Source organism: Sphingobium tyrosinilyticum, assembly GCF_042654265.1.
In the GTDB taxonomy this organism is placed as follows: Bacteria; Pseudomonadota; Alphaproteobacteria; order Sphingomonadales; family Sphingomonadaceae; genus Sphingobium; species Sphingobium tyrosinilyticum.
This window is the reverse complement of sequence record NZ_JBHSFZ010000016.1, coordinates 12,493-27,092: the sequence shown is the minus strand read 5'-3', so window position 1 is coordinate 27,092 and position 14,600 is coordinate 12,493. Positions and strand designations below refer to the sequence as shown.

15 protein-coding genes and 2 pseudogenes are annotated in these 14,600 nt (G+C 59.4%); 5 read left to right on the top strand and 12 right to left on the bottom strand.

Annotated elements, in window-relative coordinates; genetic code table 11:
* Window positions 1-38: 38 nt before the first annotated feature.
* Window positions 39-413, bottom strand: coding sequence for a RidA family protein (locus ACFO3E_RS09620; protein WP_066530055.1), 375 nt, complete (start codon window positions 411-413; stop codon window positions 39-41).
* 181 nt (window positions 414-594) lie between these two features.
* Here ACFO3E_RS09620 and ACFO3E_RS09615 point away from each other — a divergent pair, with 181 nt between their 5' ends.
* On the top strand, window positions 595-2,925 hold the full coding sequence (locus ACFO3E_RS09615) for a TonB-dependent receptor (protein ID WP_380804184.1): 2,331 nt from the start codon (window positions 595-597) through the stop codon (window positions 2,923-2,925).
* On the opposite strand, the gene ACFO3E_RS09610 is transcribed toward ACFO3E_RS09615, so the two are convergent.
* Window positions 2,915-3,532 (bottom strand): TetR/AcrR family transcriptional regulator, encoded by a 618-nt coding sequence (locus tag ACFO3E_RS09610; protein WP_066530063.1) that lies wholly within the window; start codon window positions 3,530-3,532, stop codon window positions 2,915-2,917. The two genes, ACFO3E_RS09615 and ACFO3E_RS09610, sit on opposite strands and share 11 nt — an antisense overlap.
* An 80-nt stretch (window positions 3,533-3,612) precedes the next feature.
* Here ACFO3E_RS09610 and ACFO3E_RS09605 point away from each other — a divergent pair, with 80 nt between their 5' ends.
* Window positions 3,613-4,881: an MFS transporter gene (locus ACFO3E_RS09605; protein WP_380804181.1), complete on the top strand. Its 1,269-nt coding sequence runs from the start codon at window positions 3,613-3,615 to the stop codon at window positions 4,879-4,881.
* A 4-nt stretch (window positions 4,882-4,885) separates the two neighbouring features.
* Window positions 4,886-6,202, top strand: a complete 1,317-nt coding sequence (locus ACFO3E_RS09600) for an NAD(P)/FAD-dependent oxidoreductase (RefSeq protein ID WP_066530066.1) — start codon at window positions 4,886-4,888, stop codon at window positions 6,200-6,202.
* A 331-nt stretch (window positions 6,203-6,533) separates the two neighbouring features.
* On the opposite strand, the pseudogene ACFO3E_RS09595 reads toward ACFO3E_RS09600, so the two are convergent.
* From ACFO3E_RS09595 to ACFO3E_RS09550, 10 genes and pseudogenes are all read right to left on the bottom strand, one after another.
* Window positions 6,534-6,870, bottom strand: a pseudogene (locus ACFO3E_RS09595) (IS110 family transposase); the annotation flags it as partial.
* A 204-nt stretch (window positions 6,871-7,074) separates the two neighbouring features.
* On the bottom strand, window positions 7,075-7,221 hold the full coding sequence (locus ACFO3E_RS09590; protein ID WP_156518604.1) for a lmo0937 family membrane protein: 147 nt from the start codon (window positions 7,219-7,221) through the stop codon (window positions 7,075-7,077).
* Window positions 7,222-7,654: 433 nt separating this feature from the next.
* A complete protein-coding gene (locus ACFO3E_RS09585) occupies window positions 7,655-7,789 on the bottom strand; it encodes a hypothetical protein (protein WP_257784377.1) in 135 nt (44 codons plus the stop codon).
* Between the two features lie 414 nt (window positions 7,790-8,203).
* The gene (locus ACFO3E_RS09580) at window positions 8,204-8,374 is read right to left on the bottom strand and encodes a DUF6771 family protein (RefSeq protein WP_335676244.1); all 171 of its coding nucleotides are present in this window, start codon (window positions 8,372-8,374) and stop codon (window positions 8,204-8,206) included.
* Window positions 8,375-8,703: 329 nt separating this feature from the next.
* On the bottom strand, window positions 8,704-8,985 hold the full coding sequence (locus ACFO3E_RS09575) for a type II toxin-antitoxin system VapC family toxin (RefSeq protein ID WP_066530072.1): 282 nt from the start codon (window positions 8,983-8,985) through the stop codon (window positions 8,704-8,706).
* A gap of 46 nt (window positions 8,986-9,031) precedes the next feature.
* Entirely contained in the window at window positions 9,032-9,226 is a 195-nt protein-coding gene (locus tag ACFO3E_RS09570) for a type II toxin-antitoxin system VapB family antitoxin (RefSeq protein WP_380804253.1), read from the bottom strand.
* A gap of 193 nt (window positions 9,227-9,419) precedes the next feature.
* Window positions 9,420-9,953, bottom strand: coding sequence for a hypothetical protein (locus tag ACFO3E_RS09565; RefSeq protein ID WP_066530074.1), 534 nt, complete (start codon window positions 9,951-9,953; stop codon window positions 9,420-9,422).
* Between the two features lie 1,160 nt (window positions 9,954-11,113).
* On the bottom strand, window positions 11,114-11,194 hold the full coding sequence (locus ACFO3E_RS09560; RefSeq protein ID WP_380804251.1) for an excalibur calcium-binding domain-containing protein: 81 nt from the start codon (window positions 11,192-11,194) through the stop codon (window positions 11,114-11,116).
* Window positions 11,195-11,337: 143 nt separating this feature from the next.
* Window positions 11,338-11,436 (bottom strand): annotated as a pseudogene (locus tag ACFO3E_RS09555) (hypothetical protein); the annotation flags it as partial.
* 914 nt (window positions 11,437-12,350) lie between these two features.
* Complete coding sequence (locus ACFO3E_RS09550) at window positions 12,351-12,539, bottom strand: DUF3606 domain-containing protein (protein ID WP_066530081.1); 189 nt, start codon at window positions 12,537-12,539, stop codon at window positions 12,351-12,353.
* 772 nt (window positions 12,540-13,311) lie between these two features.
* Here ACFO3E_RS09550 and ACFO3E_RS09545 point away from each other — a divergent pair.
* Window positions 13,312-14,199, top strand: a complete 888-nt coding sequence (locus ACFO3E_RS09545) for an ATP-dependent DNA ligase (protein WP_380804173.1) — start codon at window positions 13,312-13,314, stop codon at window positions 14,197-14,199.
* Window positions 14,196-14,381 (top strand): hypothetical protein, encoded by a 186-nt coding sequence (locus tag ACFO3E_RS09540; protein WP_380804170.1) that lies wholly within the window; start codon window positions 14,196-14,198, stop codon window positions 14,379-14,381. Before ACFO3E_RS09545 ends, ACFO3E_RS09540 begins: the two co-directional genes overlap by 4 nt.
* Window positions 14,382-14,600: the final 219 nt, after the last annotated feature.

The window sequence follows — 14,600 nt, the reverse complement described above, 5'->3', positions numbered from 1 at the left end:
CCAAGAGGAGAGGAATGGAAATGCCGAGAAAGTCGGCGCTATACGGCATGGGGCAGCAGGGCGACGGCCTTGATCTCGACGATCGAGCGGGGATGGCCCAGCGCGCTAACGCCGATCGCCGTCCAGCAGGTGCTCCCGCCCTGCATGAACGCGGACTTCGCGGCTATGAAACCGTCCATGTGCGCAGGATAGCCGACATGGAAAGAGGTGAGATCCACGATATCGCTAGCGCCGCATCCGTGGCGGCGCAGAACCTCCCCCAGCGCGGCGAAGGCCAGCTCATACTGGCGGGATGGATCGGGTGCGACGCTGCCATCGGCCTCTATCCCGATCTGGCCTGAGCAAAATAAGATGCGGTCAGCGATGCGTGCCTCGCAATAACCATAGCTGGCGGCGGCATCGGTATCGGACATGTTTTCCCTCTCCTTTTTTCCGTGACTTACGGGCGCCGGGCGCGATCAGCGGTGGCAGAGCGATCATGATAGCCGGGATGCAAACACTACACAATGTCTTGTTTGCACGAGAGCTCTGTGCCAGCATGCAAAGAATCAGGAGTGATAAGCCGCATCGGCTACGCAAAGAGAGGGGAATGTCATGATGTTACGGCGTTTATCACGCAATCTGTTGCTTTCTGGCGCGGCGTTGAGCGCGATTTGCGGCGCGGCCCGGGCGGCGGAAGCGCAGGCGGAAAAGCCGGTGGTTCAGGCCGATGCTCAACTCGGCACCATTGTCGTGACTGCCCGCCGGACACGCGAAAATCTTCAGGAAACACCGGTGGCCGTGACCGCCCTGACCGGCGAAATGCTAGACAAGCTTAATATCCGCGATGTGGTGGCGACGGCACAATTCACCCCGAATCTCGGCATCAGTGCGCAGCCCGCGTCGATTACCGCCGCGTCGATATTTATTCGCGGCATCGGCAACGCATCGCCCAGTGCAGTGTCGGAACAGGGCGTCGGCATCTATCTTGATGGCGTCTATATTGCGCGATCGGCCGGGGCGATCTTTGACCTGGTCGATCTGGAGCGCATCGAAGTGCTGCGCGGCCCCCAGGGCACGCTGTTCGGGCGCAACAGTGTGGGCGGCGCGATCCAACTCGTCAGCCGCAAGCCCACCGACGATCCGGGCTTCGAGGGGAAAGCGAGTTATGGCACGTTCGACGACTGGTTCGCCCGCGCGCGGTTCGATACCGGCCTAATCGGCAACATGCCGATCAAAGCTACGGTCTCCTACATGCATCGGCAGAAAAACGGCTATTTCGACAATAGTCTGGCTCCCTCAAGCAAAGATCCCGGCGCACTCAACAGTGATGCCGTCACCGCTGCTGTCCAGGGTGATTTCGGCAAGCTAACCGTCAACTACGGTTTCGACTATAATGTCCGTGAAGGTGCTCCGACGTTCTTCCAGGTCATCAACGCAACGGATGATCTTCGTACCTATTATGGAAATTCGCAGGCTCTTGGCGGCTCAGCATTTCAGATCGGTCGAAAAGGACTGCGCCGGGGTGAACAACAACCGGCCATCGACCTAAACGGCAACCCGAGCTTCAGCGTCAAGGCGAGGGTTTACGGCCATGCCCTGACGCTCAATTATCAGCTTATCCCCGCGCTCGCGATCAAATCGATCACGGCCCATCGCGCCTATCGCCAGGATGGCGCCAACGGCCTGTCGGGCAACGGGCAGTTGCTGGGCTTCACCTTAAGCCCGCTGCTGTTCATCGACGGCACCATCCTGCCTACCGGGGTCCAGCCGGTGACGCCCTATGACGGCTACACTACGCAGCGTCAGCGTCAGTTTTCTCAGGAAGTGCAGTTGCTGGGTGAATCGGGGGCGTTCAAATATGTCGGTGGCGCCTTTTATTTTCATGAAAAGTCGTCCGAAGCCAATTATCAACAGTTGACCTTCGTGCTTCCCGGTGGCGATGCGGGTGTAAATCTTTCGCCACTACAGGCCTTTCATGGCAAGGCACGTTCCTATGCCGTTTTCGGCCAGCTCAGCTATTCGCCAAGCAGCAATTTGGAACTGACCGGCGGCGCCCGTTATACAAAGGACAGGAAATGGCTGATGCTTGCCGGTGATGTGCAACCCAACCTCGACGGACAGGTATCCTATAACAACTTCTCTTGGTTGATTTCCGCCAATTACAAGCTGCGTCAGGACTTGATGACCTATGCCCGCGTGTCGAGCGGTTACCGCGCTGGGGGCATCAATCCGTCCGCCTCGGAGATCAACATCTTCGCGCCGGAAAAGGCCATATCCTATGAAGCCGGCGTGAAGGCCGAATGGTTTGATCGCCGCCTGCGCACCAATCTTTCGGCCTTCTATGTGGATTATAAAAATCTGCAGATCCCGCAATTTCTGGCGGGCACCGGCGGGGCGACATCGACTATCGCCAATGCAGGCCGAGTCGCCTATCGCGGGGTGGAAGCCGAACTCACCGCCATCCCTGTCCCTGGCCTGACGATCGACGGTTCGGTTGGCTATACCTCACCCAAATATAAGAGCTATCTCTACCGTAATCCCGTTTCGGACGCGGTGATCAATGTCGCGTCTGAAGCACGCATGTCGCAGACCGCCAAATTGAACACGCATGCGGGCGCGCAATATGAACATGAATTGGCCATCGGTACCTTGTCGCTGCGCGCCGACTATTCCTATCGCAGCACCGTCTATTGGTTCACGCTGGACCGGATCAATCCCTTCAATCGCGATATCCGCTCACGCCCGGACCATAATCTGCGCGCCCGCATCTCGCTGAGCGATGTCGCAGTCGGCGGCGGCAAGCTGGACCTGGGCTTCTGGGGCGACAATCTGACCAACGACCGCAATATCGATTTCGGTATCGACTTCGGCAGTCTTGGCTATGGCAGCGCCTCCTTTAAGAAGAAGCGCACTTTCGGCGTAGACGCAAAGCTCAGCTATTGACGCTAACCGGGATGGGGCCGCGCTCATCGCGGTCCCCTCGCGCTTCGCAACCGGCAATCAGCAGGTCGACAAGTTGACGCACATAGGCATCGGACGGCTGGTCCTTGGCGATCACGATCAGGCCCGCGATCGAAGTGAACAGGGTCGTGATAACCATCAGCGTGTTCACTTCCGCACGGATCTTTCCCTCTTGTTGGGCGACATCGAGCGGGCCGACCATCTCTTCGGAGATCGCGCGCCACTGGCGCAGCGTTTCCTCATTCACGAAGCCGGAGCCGAGATGGGCGATCAAGCCATTGATGGCGATTTCGTCAGGGCGCACCGAAAAGTCGCGAAAGGCGATGGCAATGACATGCAGATGCTCGCGCCAGTCGGCACGCGGCTTCACCCGGAAGGTCGCATTATGCGCCGTCAGCGCTTCGACGATCAACGCTTCGCGCGTCGGCCAGCGGGCGTAAAGGGTCGAGCGCGCAATGCCCGCCTGCTCCGCGACGTCCTGCATCGTGAACTCGGTCTCGCCGTTCTTGATGAACTGCAAGACGGTGGCGGCAACCGTCTGCCTGACCCTTTCCGTGCGCCCACCAGGGCGAATGCTGCCGCGCGTCATGCGCCCTCATATCGAGCCGCGGCCAGCAGATTCAAGAGCAAATCGCCCGATGCCACAAGCAATCGGAATGAAGGAAATACATGGTGAAGTACGGCAAAGGCAATGCCTCCCTTGGCTCCGATCCGTGGGGGGTGATGGTGGTTCTGTCCGTCATCGCCTTCCTCCTGATTGGTGGCATGCTGACGTCGCTCACCGTCTATATGTCCGTCATGCAGCCCCTTTTCCTCTGGGGCGAAGCTGAAATGGGCGCCGGGCCGGTGGCGCTGCTGCTCGGCATGAGCGCGGGCAATCTTTGCGCTGGCCGGACGATGCGGGCAGTCGGCGTCAGGAGGCTGTTCGCCTTTGGGGTTGGCACGGCGGTTTGCGGCTGGGTCACGGCAGGCTTCACCTGGACTTTGGCGTCCTTCATGGCGGCGATGGCGCTGGCGGGCTTGGGCGTCGGCATGGCCACGATCGTCCCCGGCATCGCGGTCATCTCGCAGAGCTTCCACCGGCACAGGGGGCTGGCCATTGCGCTCTTCATAGGCGGTTGTGCGCTTGCCAGTGCAACCATGCCGATGATCAGCGGGCGGCTGATCGCGGCATTGGGCTGGCGCGAGACATTCTGGACCATCGGCGCGGCGGCGGGCTTGATATGTACAGGGCTAGTGTATGTCCTTCCGTGCACCCGATGCGGCCCCTCCGATGGAGACGGTGCGGAGGACCTCGGCCTGACAAGAGAACAGGCCCTGAGGAAGCCCGGCTACTGGTTGCTGGCCATCGTTCTCACGATCAGCCAATTGTCCTTGAATGCCATTCTTTTCAACCTGATCGCCTATCTTCGGCACAGCGGCTTCGATCATGCGGACGCGGTCACCGTCTATAGCGTCGCCAATTTCATGAGCCTGCCGGGACTCCTGATCGGCGGGATGGCCTCCGACCGGATCAGCGCCCGCATCCTCCTGCCCGTCATCCTCGCCTTGCAGGCAGCAGGCACGCTAGCCTTGCTGGGGGCCGGCGGCGATCCTCTGTGGCAGGGCCGGACTGCGATCGCGCTTTTCATCATGCTCTGGGGTAGCGTGGCCGGTTTGCCGGCACAGGCGGGATCCATGCTGCTGACCGAAATGATCGGCCAGCGCGCCTATCCCGCGATGTTGGGGATCATCTTCACCATTAACGGCTTTGTCGGCGCACTGGCGCCGGTAGCGGTCGGGTGGGCCTTTGAGGCGAGCGGGAGCTATGCCTTACCGGTCTTCTGCTTTGGCTTGCTGACCCTGCTCGCGGGCTTCGCCTCGCTTTTCTGCCGCAGTGACCCGTTCGTGGCGCCAAGGCAGCACGCGCCAACTGACAGAATTTTCGCTGGAGATTGAGTAGATGCAGAACAGAGCCGTCTTCGAACGGGGCGAGATTCCGATATCCGCCAGTGGCTGGACCAAGCCGCAAGGTCTCGCGCCCAACTGGCCCGCGCTGACGGAAACGGTTTCCACCGATGTCGCTGTCATCGGCGCTGGCCTTGCAGGGTCATCCCTCGCGCTGCATCTGGCGGAAGCGGGTATTTCAGTCACCGTGCTGGAGGCACGCCAGCCCGGCTGGGGAGCATCGGGCCGCAACGCAGGGCACGTCCTTCCGATCCTGCGCGACATGCGCGTGTTCCGTCGTTTTTCGGACGAGGGCCGGCGATTTCTGGACCTATTCCGCGAACATCACACCATCCCCTTCGATCTGGCTACCCGCTACGCGATCGACTGCGATGCCGTCCGCTCCGGATATATCAACGGGATGAAGACCCGGCGGACCTTTAAAGGATTTCTGCGGGAATTTTCCTATCTGGAAGACTATGGCCTGCAAAAGCTGGTCCGCATGTCAGGGAATGACATGAAGGCCCGTATCGGATCGGCCGCCTATCCTTACGGCGTGCTGTTCGAAGATGGCGGCCGTATCAATCCCTATCTCTTCACCAATGGCATGGTTGCAGTAGCCGCGCGGCTCGGGGCGCGTATTCATGGCGATAGCGAGGCGCTGGCGCTGGAGCGGGCCGGCGAGCGCTGGCGCATCCGCACGCGGACCGGCAGCGTGCTGGCGGAGCGCATCGTGTTCTGCACCAATGCCTATCCAACAGGGGTCGAACCCACGTTCCGAAAAGCTTTTTATCCGCTGACCGCCTATGCCCTCACCACCAGGCCGCTACCGGCAGGGGCGCTTGACCATATTCTCCCGGGCGGCGGCACTTTCGCGCAGGCGCCGATCGATCTCAATCCGATGGTTCGTGATCGCCATGGCCGGCTCATCCTCTCATCGATCCCGCGGGTCGGCGGCGCGCATGATGCGTCATGGCATTTTCAGTCACAGTTGCGCTGGCTGCATCGCATCTGGCCGGGAACGCGCGGCATGAGGATCGAGATGGAGGATTATTGGACGGGCCGGGTTGCCTTGCGGAAGGCGCAGTTCCCCGGCGTGTTTGAGCTTGGCAAAGGCATTTTCGGGCTGATGTATTTCAACGCCTGGGGCAATGTCATGGCGCCCCTGATGGGCAAGATTCTTGCCAGCGGACTGGCGCGCGACGACATAGCGAGCCTGCCCTTCCCGGTCGAGCGGCCCGAGCCAGTGTCGTTCAACCGCAAATATGAGGTGCTGATTCGCCACATTTTGATCCCGGCTGCGCGGACGGCGCAACGATGGGGGTTTCTCTAGCTGATGATATTGAGGTGTGCCTGAATCGGCGTTCTTTGCTGGGCTACCGTCCCCACTCCTTGGTGCAAGGGCAAAGCAGCAAAGTGTTGAGGCAACGGTTCCTTCCCGGACATTGGACGCCAGCGTAGCAGAACGACAAGTAGATCACGATAAAGGTTGGCGAACATGCGCCCGGTCGGCAAAGTTCGCCGTCCAATGACCGGGGATGCTTTACCCGGAAGAGCTTGCGGGTCAGGTCCGGACGATCGATCGTAATGCGGGTAGTAGAACCACAGCGCCGAGACGACACTGTTCAATGTCGGCCCGCCAAGCCCTGCCTCCCGCTGGTCGAGCTGTCGAAGCCTTTGACGCGCACCTCCCGATAAAAGCCCACCTCAGCCAAATGCGCCAGGCCATCGGCGTCATTTGCATCGGTCTTGTTGGTGGTCATATCGAGGGCGGCCTTTGCATGGCGCGCGTCTATACAGATGGCAGGTAAGCCCTCTGCAGTAAGCGCATGATAAAACCAAACCGACAACGGTCCGGTCTCAAGCACCACGCTTTGCATTCGGCGCGCGTTTGCGGATCGCTTCGGCAAGCAGTTTGGGATCGGACGCGCACTTGCCGCGCCAAACGCGCCTCCCATCCTGACGAAGCGATATCGAAGTGTCTTTCAGAGAAACGTCCAGTCAGATATACTGATCCATGGTTGTCCTCCGTCTGATGCTGGGCCCGGTCCTAAATCCTGAGCCCGATCTTCATCTTATCGGGGGCACCAACCTTCCAGTAATCTCGTGTCCCTGGCCCGCGGCCGGTGCTCCCGATTACGTCATGTTCGTACATGTCCCAATGCCAGTCGCTATCGTTCCGGGCTGACTTTGCCCCTATCGTCTTTAGACCCGACGCCCCGCGACCAATTGATAAATGAGCACGATAGCCGCCACAACCAGGAGCAGATGGATCAACCCGCCGCCAACGGGCACCACGAAGGCACCAAGCACCCAAAGAACGAGCAGAATGAGCAGCAGTGTCCACAACATCACCCATCTCCAATCACAGTTACGAGATCTAAACATTCTGGAAGGCGGACTGTTCCTGATGGACAGCTTAGTTCCAAAGCTGGCCGGTCGGTTCATTTCCAGAAATAGCTCAACGTCGGGCAGATTTCGGGGATCGGTGTCCGGACCGTAGATGTCGTCTTTGTCGCCGGAATCGGGTGACTAACGCAGCTACTCTCTCACCAGCGAAGGCTTCTTGGCGATCATCGCGAGTAGCACCTGTGCCGGGCCCCTGGGACGTCGGCGGCCATGCTCCCAGTTGAGCAGCGTGCCCTTGGCAACGCCAAAGCTGCGCGCGAACGCGCCTCGTGAGAGGCCGGTGCTGGCGCGGATCGCGCGACACCGACGGCGGGCACTTCCAGCTGATGGATGCGCGCTTCGGCTTCCTTACCTTCCGCAAACGCGAGCGCTTCACTCAAACCCAGCTGCCGCTTTTGCCGCCGCCCTCGCGAGCGATGCGCACCTTGCGAAGGCCACCGTCCAACGAGATACCCGCCTCAGGGTTGGCGGCGATATAATCCACGAGCGCAGAGCGATCCTCATCAGACATGATCGCTTTGGCCTGCCGCAGAAATTCGCCAGTTCTACGACGGTCTGCAAGTTGGCCCTGCCTGAGGTGTATATGCGCCACTGGCGTATATACATGTCCATGGCATCGAACAGGTTCCACCACGGCCCGAACCGGTCAGGATTGCACCGCAGTCCAGCGCCGGCAGCGTGCGCCCCATATCGATATAGCGATCCTCAACGCAGCACCAACCGCTGCCCTTTACCCCTCACGCTCCGAGAAACTTAACCTGAACGATAGTTAATCCTGTTCGGCTCGCCGCTCAGTTCCGCTATAGGAGTCGCGCGACCCGAAGGCTCCGGCTAAATGCTGAGAGACTTCTACTGGCCCGACTGTCCCCGGATAGTCGGGCCGTTTTTCATGTCGATGCTCTTAGTACGTGCGCAAACATGCGTTTCAGTCAGCTTCTGCGGCAGAGCCGTTATCAAGCGCGTCAGCGATCATAGCTGCCAAGGTCTCTTCAGCGCGCCGGCGCACGCTGTCATCTTTCGATTCTAGATCATGGCGCAGCCATTGCGGGGCGCGCTCGATAACGCGCAGAATCATCGCGGTCATATTCTCATCCATCGCTGGCGGCATATGCCGCCTGATGACCGCCGGCGCAATGCGGCAATCCTAAGCTGCGTTCCGCTATCGCCTTTGATCGGGGGGCGAGGATCTTCCCGGCCCGGATCGAACCTTCAAGTTCGAGCTTGTCGGCGATCCCTCCTCATCCCGCGTCTCGACAGAAACCTCGCCGTGCCGCCCGATATAGGCGAGATGAGCACCTAGATGCTCGGCGCCCTCATTGCGTCCGGTGACTTTGACCAGCACCTCGGGTGTCCTTCGGACAACCCGCGCCAGGAAGCCCCGGAAGAAGAGATCGGGTTCGCCATTGGGCAGACGTCCCGCTTCGATCAATCGCCCATATTGAGACTAGCGGGATGCCGCCCTTTTCCGTAGCGTTCGAACGCAAGGCGAGCGGCTTGGCCGACCGGCTCGTCGACCGGAACCAGCGTCACCTCCGCAAGCGACAAGAAACGGGCAACAATCGCCCTTGCTTCATCGACGCTGTAGCTGTTCTTGCGCGCGACCGCCGCGACGGTCTGGAATATGGCGATCGCAGACGTGCATCGCGCCGACGACGCGGCGATCTTGCGCGCGAGCCTGTCGCCATCCCTCTTCGGTGAGCATTGCAACGATGGCCGAAGCGTCGAGAAACATCAAAGGTCCCCGGACATTTCGTCAAAGAGCCTTGTCCGCGGCATGCCCAGTCGACGGCCGCCGAAGCACCTCGGTGCGTAGCGCCTTGATACGAACGTCCAGCGGGATCGCTTCGTCCTCCCGCGCAAGTTCATGGCGGACGGCAAGCTTTACGGCCTCGGTCAGGCCGATTTTGTGCCGCTTCGCCAGCGTCCGTAAGAGGCGGTCGGCTACTATGTCCCTGATGTTCTATTCGCTATCTCAAATATCTGTCCGTGTAGCCGATCCCGCCCGATAAGGCAGCCTGAGCGAAAGGCCCGCCCCATTGAGCAGGAGCGGGCCTCGTCGTGCCGGACGCGTGCTTGGGGGCGGGTAGAAATATCCGGCGCGACAAGATCGGCTGGATAGAACCGATGTTCCCGGAAAATACTCAGATTGGGCCCGTGGTCCTGCCGCTCGACGAACTATGGCCACCGTTGCGGTACAGGATCTCGCGTGCAGTGTCTGAGGCAATTGATGACCCTGCTGAATCGACAGAGACAAATACACTGCCGCTCTTGATGCGCTCATCGTAGTAGGTCGCGTCTTCATCATCGACGCCGTGCTGCTTAAGCGTCTCATTTAGGGTACCCGCGGCGGCTCCTGCGGCAGCCCCGATCGCCATTGCTCCTGGGACAGCGGATGCGGCGATGGCGCCAGCTGCTACAAGGGGTCCCACTCCAGGGATCGCCAGAGCTGCAACGCCTAGACCGGCACCTAATGCACCACCGCCTAAGATGCCGCGGAGCAAATTACGGTGGTCATCGTCCGTGACGTCGCCGTCGCCGCCGCGTGTGGTAATTTCGCCGTTATGTTGAGCGATAACAGAAAGCGCGCTGTCACTCACGCCAGCTGACCGCAGTTCAGAGACGGCGCGCTCGGCCTCGGTATGGCTATCGAAAATGGCTGATGCGATCTTCGTCATTCTATTCTCCTGGCATGAGTGTGGAGCGTGGAAAACGGAAGGGGTGGCCACGGCGTTCCACATAAGCGAACTAAATTGACAGGATGTGGCACGGCCCAATGAGGACATTCGTCGCAAAACTTATGTCGCAGGTGGAATCCTGGGCACTTCCGACGACGATGACGGTTCGCTGTTGAGGAGAATGGAAATGACTGGTCGACCGGCTACCACTGACATGCTCAGCAATCGCGTAATCGATGTACTGCGTCGTTCATTGAGGCGGCAGTTTCCTGTGACGGCAGACGGCGCATTTGATGACCTGCTTCAAAAGCTGAAACACATACCACCTCAGCGGGGTTATCCGTACAGTTGCACGTCATGAACGACGTTCGGCGGCGTGCCAGCTTCTGGCTACTGCTGGTGGCTATAATTCTGTGTATGATCACAATTCTCGGCTTTGTCGTTTACTCGAGCATTGAGGCGCCCGATCCAGCGTCCCGGACGCCCGAGCGCGCGCCACCGCCACGTGGAGAGCCGATGCGCCCGTCAGATTAACCCGCGGTTGCGCGCTAATCTCAGCAAACTAAGAGACCATACCGCTCCACGGCAGAGCCACCTCAACCTGCGCGCACGACAAATCCTCGCCCTGCACCGAACATCGGGCAACCGTGCGGACTAATGGTCCGTGTCGACCTGCCGACATTCCACTGCGTGACCGCTAACAAGCGACCGCAAACTGCCTGTGCTGGCATAAGGGTCACCGGGTGTGCACTCGCGGCCGGGTCGGCAATGACCCGGCATCTTCGGCGTGTCGATCGATGATAGCCGGATGCGGGTCGAGCCGCAGCGCAGAGTATCGCCATCTACTACCCTTGGACTAACGCAACCGACGCCTTGATCGTCGTTTTCTCAAGCTGCTGCCGGCCAACTTAGCAGCCTGTCGCCATGCTGGAGTGCTGCCCATCCGATGGCGCTGCCGATGATGAGGCCGCATACGACCAGCGGAAGCAAGCTGATCTTACGAAACTGCGGCTGGTGCCGCCGTGTTAGACGCCGAAACTGCACAACCTTGTTGCGCCACCGCCGTACCGGCCGGTTACGCATGGTCGTGCGGAAGTCGAAATCATCCCCATGCCATTGATATTGACGTATTGGACCGCGCTGTCACGCGACAAAATTTTTCACCGCCCGCGGTACGGTTCACAAGCAACTCCATCTCCATCCCGATCCAGGTGAGCCCCGTAACCAGGTTGCCCAGCCATGATTGGCGCGGCGCCGGCCGCACGTGCGGCAGCGCAATTCCGAAAAGCACCCCCCCACTCCCAGTGAGGAAGCTGCGTTGTCTGGTTGAAGATGAGGCCGTTGTTCCCCTGTGACAATGATACTCGCCCGTCTTCCGGTTGTTATGACATCCTTCAGCGTTCAAGCCGCCAGGATGGGCCTCAGCAGCTCCAAGGCCGGTCAATCCGCTGAAGATTATTGATGATAAAACCGTGTACCGCATGGATGTCCTTCCGCTGGCGGTACTATCGTTTATTTCTCACCCAATTGTTACCTGCTTCTGTCGGGATGCGTCAGCCACAGCATAAAATCCAAAATTGCATCATGGAGTATCACTTGAGGTATATTGCGCGCATCCACATTCATCCGTCACCTTTGCCAGTGATAGCAAACGAGTCATTTTCGGCAGGGGAATCTTTCAGATGCACATTCTGCGAAACACATTAGCAGTCGGGCTCTTCATCTTTAGCGTCCCGCTTGCTGCCCAGCTATCCCCCATGCAGGTCAGTGGCGCCTCAGCCGTCGTCATCCCCATCAACACTTTGGTCGTCGTAACGCCGACAGAAGAAATCACCTCAATAGTATGAAGGTCGGTGAGGTGCGCAACTTCATGGTCGTGAACGACGTCATCGAGGATGGTGCTGTAATGATCAGGCGCGGGTCACCCGTGAAGGCCACTGTCACTTGGCGTACTGGCAAGGGAATTGTGGGGAAGTCAGCCAAGTTCGAGCTTAGCTTCAATTCCGTCAGGTCTGGTGGCCGGGAGTGGAAGCTACGGGGTTCAGTTCGTCAGGAGGGCCGCGGAAACACCACTGGCGCACTTCTTGGCGCGGCCATCATCACCGGACGCTCTGCGGTCATCACGCCTGGTCAGCTTGTTAACGTGTTCACGGCCGAGGAAATTACGTCTTCGCCGTTCTTCCCGACCAGCAGCACGTCACAATATCGACTTCCGTCCCCTTCAATTCCGACTCAGCCCGCCGGCATCAACCCCAGCTCGGCAATCAGGTGCATCACCTGCTAGCCGTCAGATTTAGCCCTGTGTCGAGACCGCGCTTGCCACAGGTGCCGTCGAACTGGATAGCAGGGGCTACCGCACGCCCTTTTAGAGGAGCGCATCGATCGAAGGATGCACAGTCATTTACCCTTCAGCTTTTCTGCCGCTGCATTCAGTTTTCCCCGGTCATTACCGACCTTTCTGATGATATCACGCGCCTGATCGGACGTGATGCCGTGCTTACGGGCGAAATAGCTTACCTCGTAGCCTTCACCTCCGGCAACCCGGCTTCGATCAGCGCCATCCCGTTTGCTTTTATTGTCTGCCATTTATGTTTTCTCCTTCTAAGTAGCGGCCGCGATTTTCGCTATCGTTCCCTTTCCTGAAATGATGGTGCCAGACGGAAAAGGCCCTGGCCCAAGTGCTACGATGGCCATGCTAGCGCGGCTGCCTTCCGACGGGCCGATCATCAAACGACAGGCCTGAGATGCTCCGGCAATTCACTGGCCTGGTAGTCACGGCATTCGAAGCGAGGCGCCGCGCTCCAAGTGTTGAACCGCTCGAGGAGCGCGGCGGTCCCGCAGAAACCACATTCTGCAGTCATGCGGCCGATGATCCAATTATCCCTTCCACATCCCGAGCAATGATTTATTTCTTCATCTCTGTAGAGCGGGATGTAGGCTAACCGGAATCGGGTTCCTTCTTCATTGAATGCTGCCGTCCGCATAGGTTCACCTCGAAATTTATCATATGCGCAAAGCAACGGCTCGATCAGCAAACAGTTTCATTAACCGATTGTAATGTTGGGGCCTTCACCCACCGCAACTCTGCGGGACTTCTCACATCCGACTTGGCCTATAACCCCTATTCGCCCAAGGGCTGCGCAATGGGATTATGCCGCAACATTCGCTCGGCGAGATGTTTATTCCCTTGCAGGTTTCACCTGCATTGCGACCCAAACTCGCCCCGTCTCCTCATGGAGAGGGGCCTTTGGTGCCGTGCTTGCGGTGCCTCGCCCCCCCCCGCTGAGGCACCGCAAGTTTCCTCAGTAAATCTACCAGCGTGCAGGAACCCGACTCGAACGGCAGGAGTCGCGGACTTATGCTGCAGACGATGGTTCCCCATCTGGGCTTTGTCCCGACTATGCAGCCGACGCTTGTTCACGACGCGCCGGAGGGGGATCAGTGGCTCCACGAGATCAAATATGACGGCTACCGGACTGAGTTGTTGCTCGATGGCGATAACGGCCGGGCTTACACCCGCAACGGCCACGACTGGAGCGACAAGTACCGCTTGATCCTAGAAGCGGCGCAGAGCCTGCGCGGGAGCCCGGCGCTGCTCGATGGCGAGGTGATCGTCCAGGGCGAAGCAGGCTTGTCCGACTTCCATGCCGTTCGCCGGACCATCACGTCACATCCCGAACGCCTCGTCTTCTATGCTTTCGACCTGATGATGTTGGAGAGCCAAGACATCCGTCGGGAGCCGCTGACCGATAGACGCGCGCGGCTGCGCGATATGATCGGTGAGCATGACGCTGCCTTTCCGATCCAGTTCAGCGACCATATCGTGGGGCACGGAGCCGAGTTTTTCCACAAAGCTGAGCAACTCGGGCTCGAGGGGATCGTCTCCAAATTAGCGGATAGCCGATACCGCGCCGGCTATTCGACGTCATGGCTGAAGATCAAGGCGTTTACGGTTGGGCAGTTCGTGATCGTGGGAACTGAGCAGGGGTTGGGTCCCACGATAGCCCTTTGTGCGCGCGAGACGCTGCACGGCTTGGAATATGCTGGCAGCGCTATGCTCACGCTTACGGCAAAGGATCGCGATCGCTTCTGGGCCGCGGCCGAACGGCTGCAGCGCTCAACACCAGCGGTCGAGGCAGGAAAGCGGAAAGCTGCACGCTGGCTAGAGCCAGTCATGCACGCTCGGGTGCGCCACCTGCGCGGCGAAGAGACGCTGCGCCATGCGACTGTACTGGAGCTGCTATGATCGATGAGAAAACCCGCGAAGATCTGAACAAGTGCCTTCCCGTTTATTCCGCGCCGGAGGATGAGGCAGAGCATTTCTATGCCTGCCCAACGTGCGGCCAACTCGTGGACATGAGGCGCTTAGGAGATGTCGTGTACCACGCGGAGGAGGAGCATGAACTGCTGCCGGTGAATGACCCTTGAGCGCGTCCTGCGTTGTGGCGTGAGCTCGGTGCCTAGGAAATATGTGAGAAACAAAGGGGCGCGTTACATGGAAGAGGATGAACGTCGGGCAGTCCGACACGGGATCACGGCGCAGGTGAAGCTGCGTCGCAGAATGGAGCCATCATCTTCCTCCACTGTGTCCGATCTTCACTCACGGGTTTCCGTATCCGAACACATATGAAGTTTACCTCTGGCAGC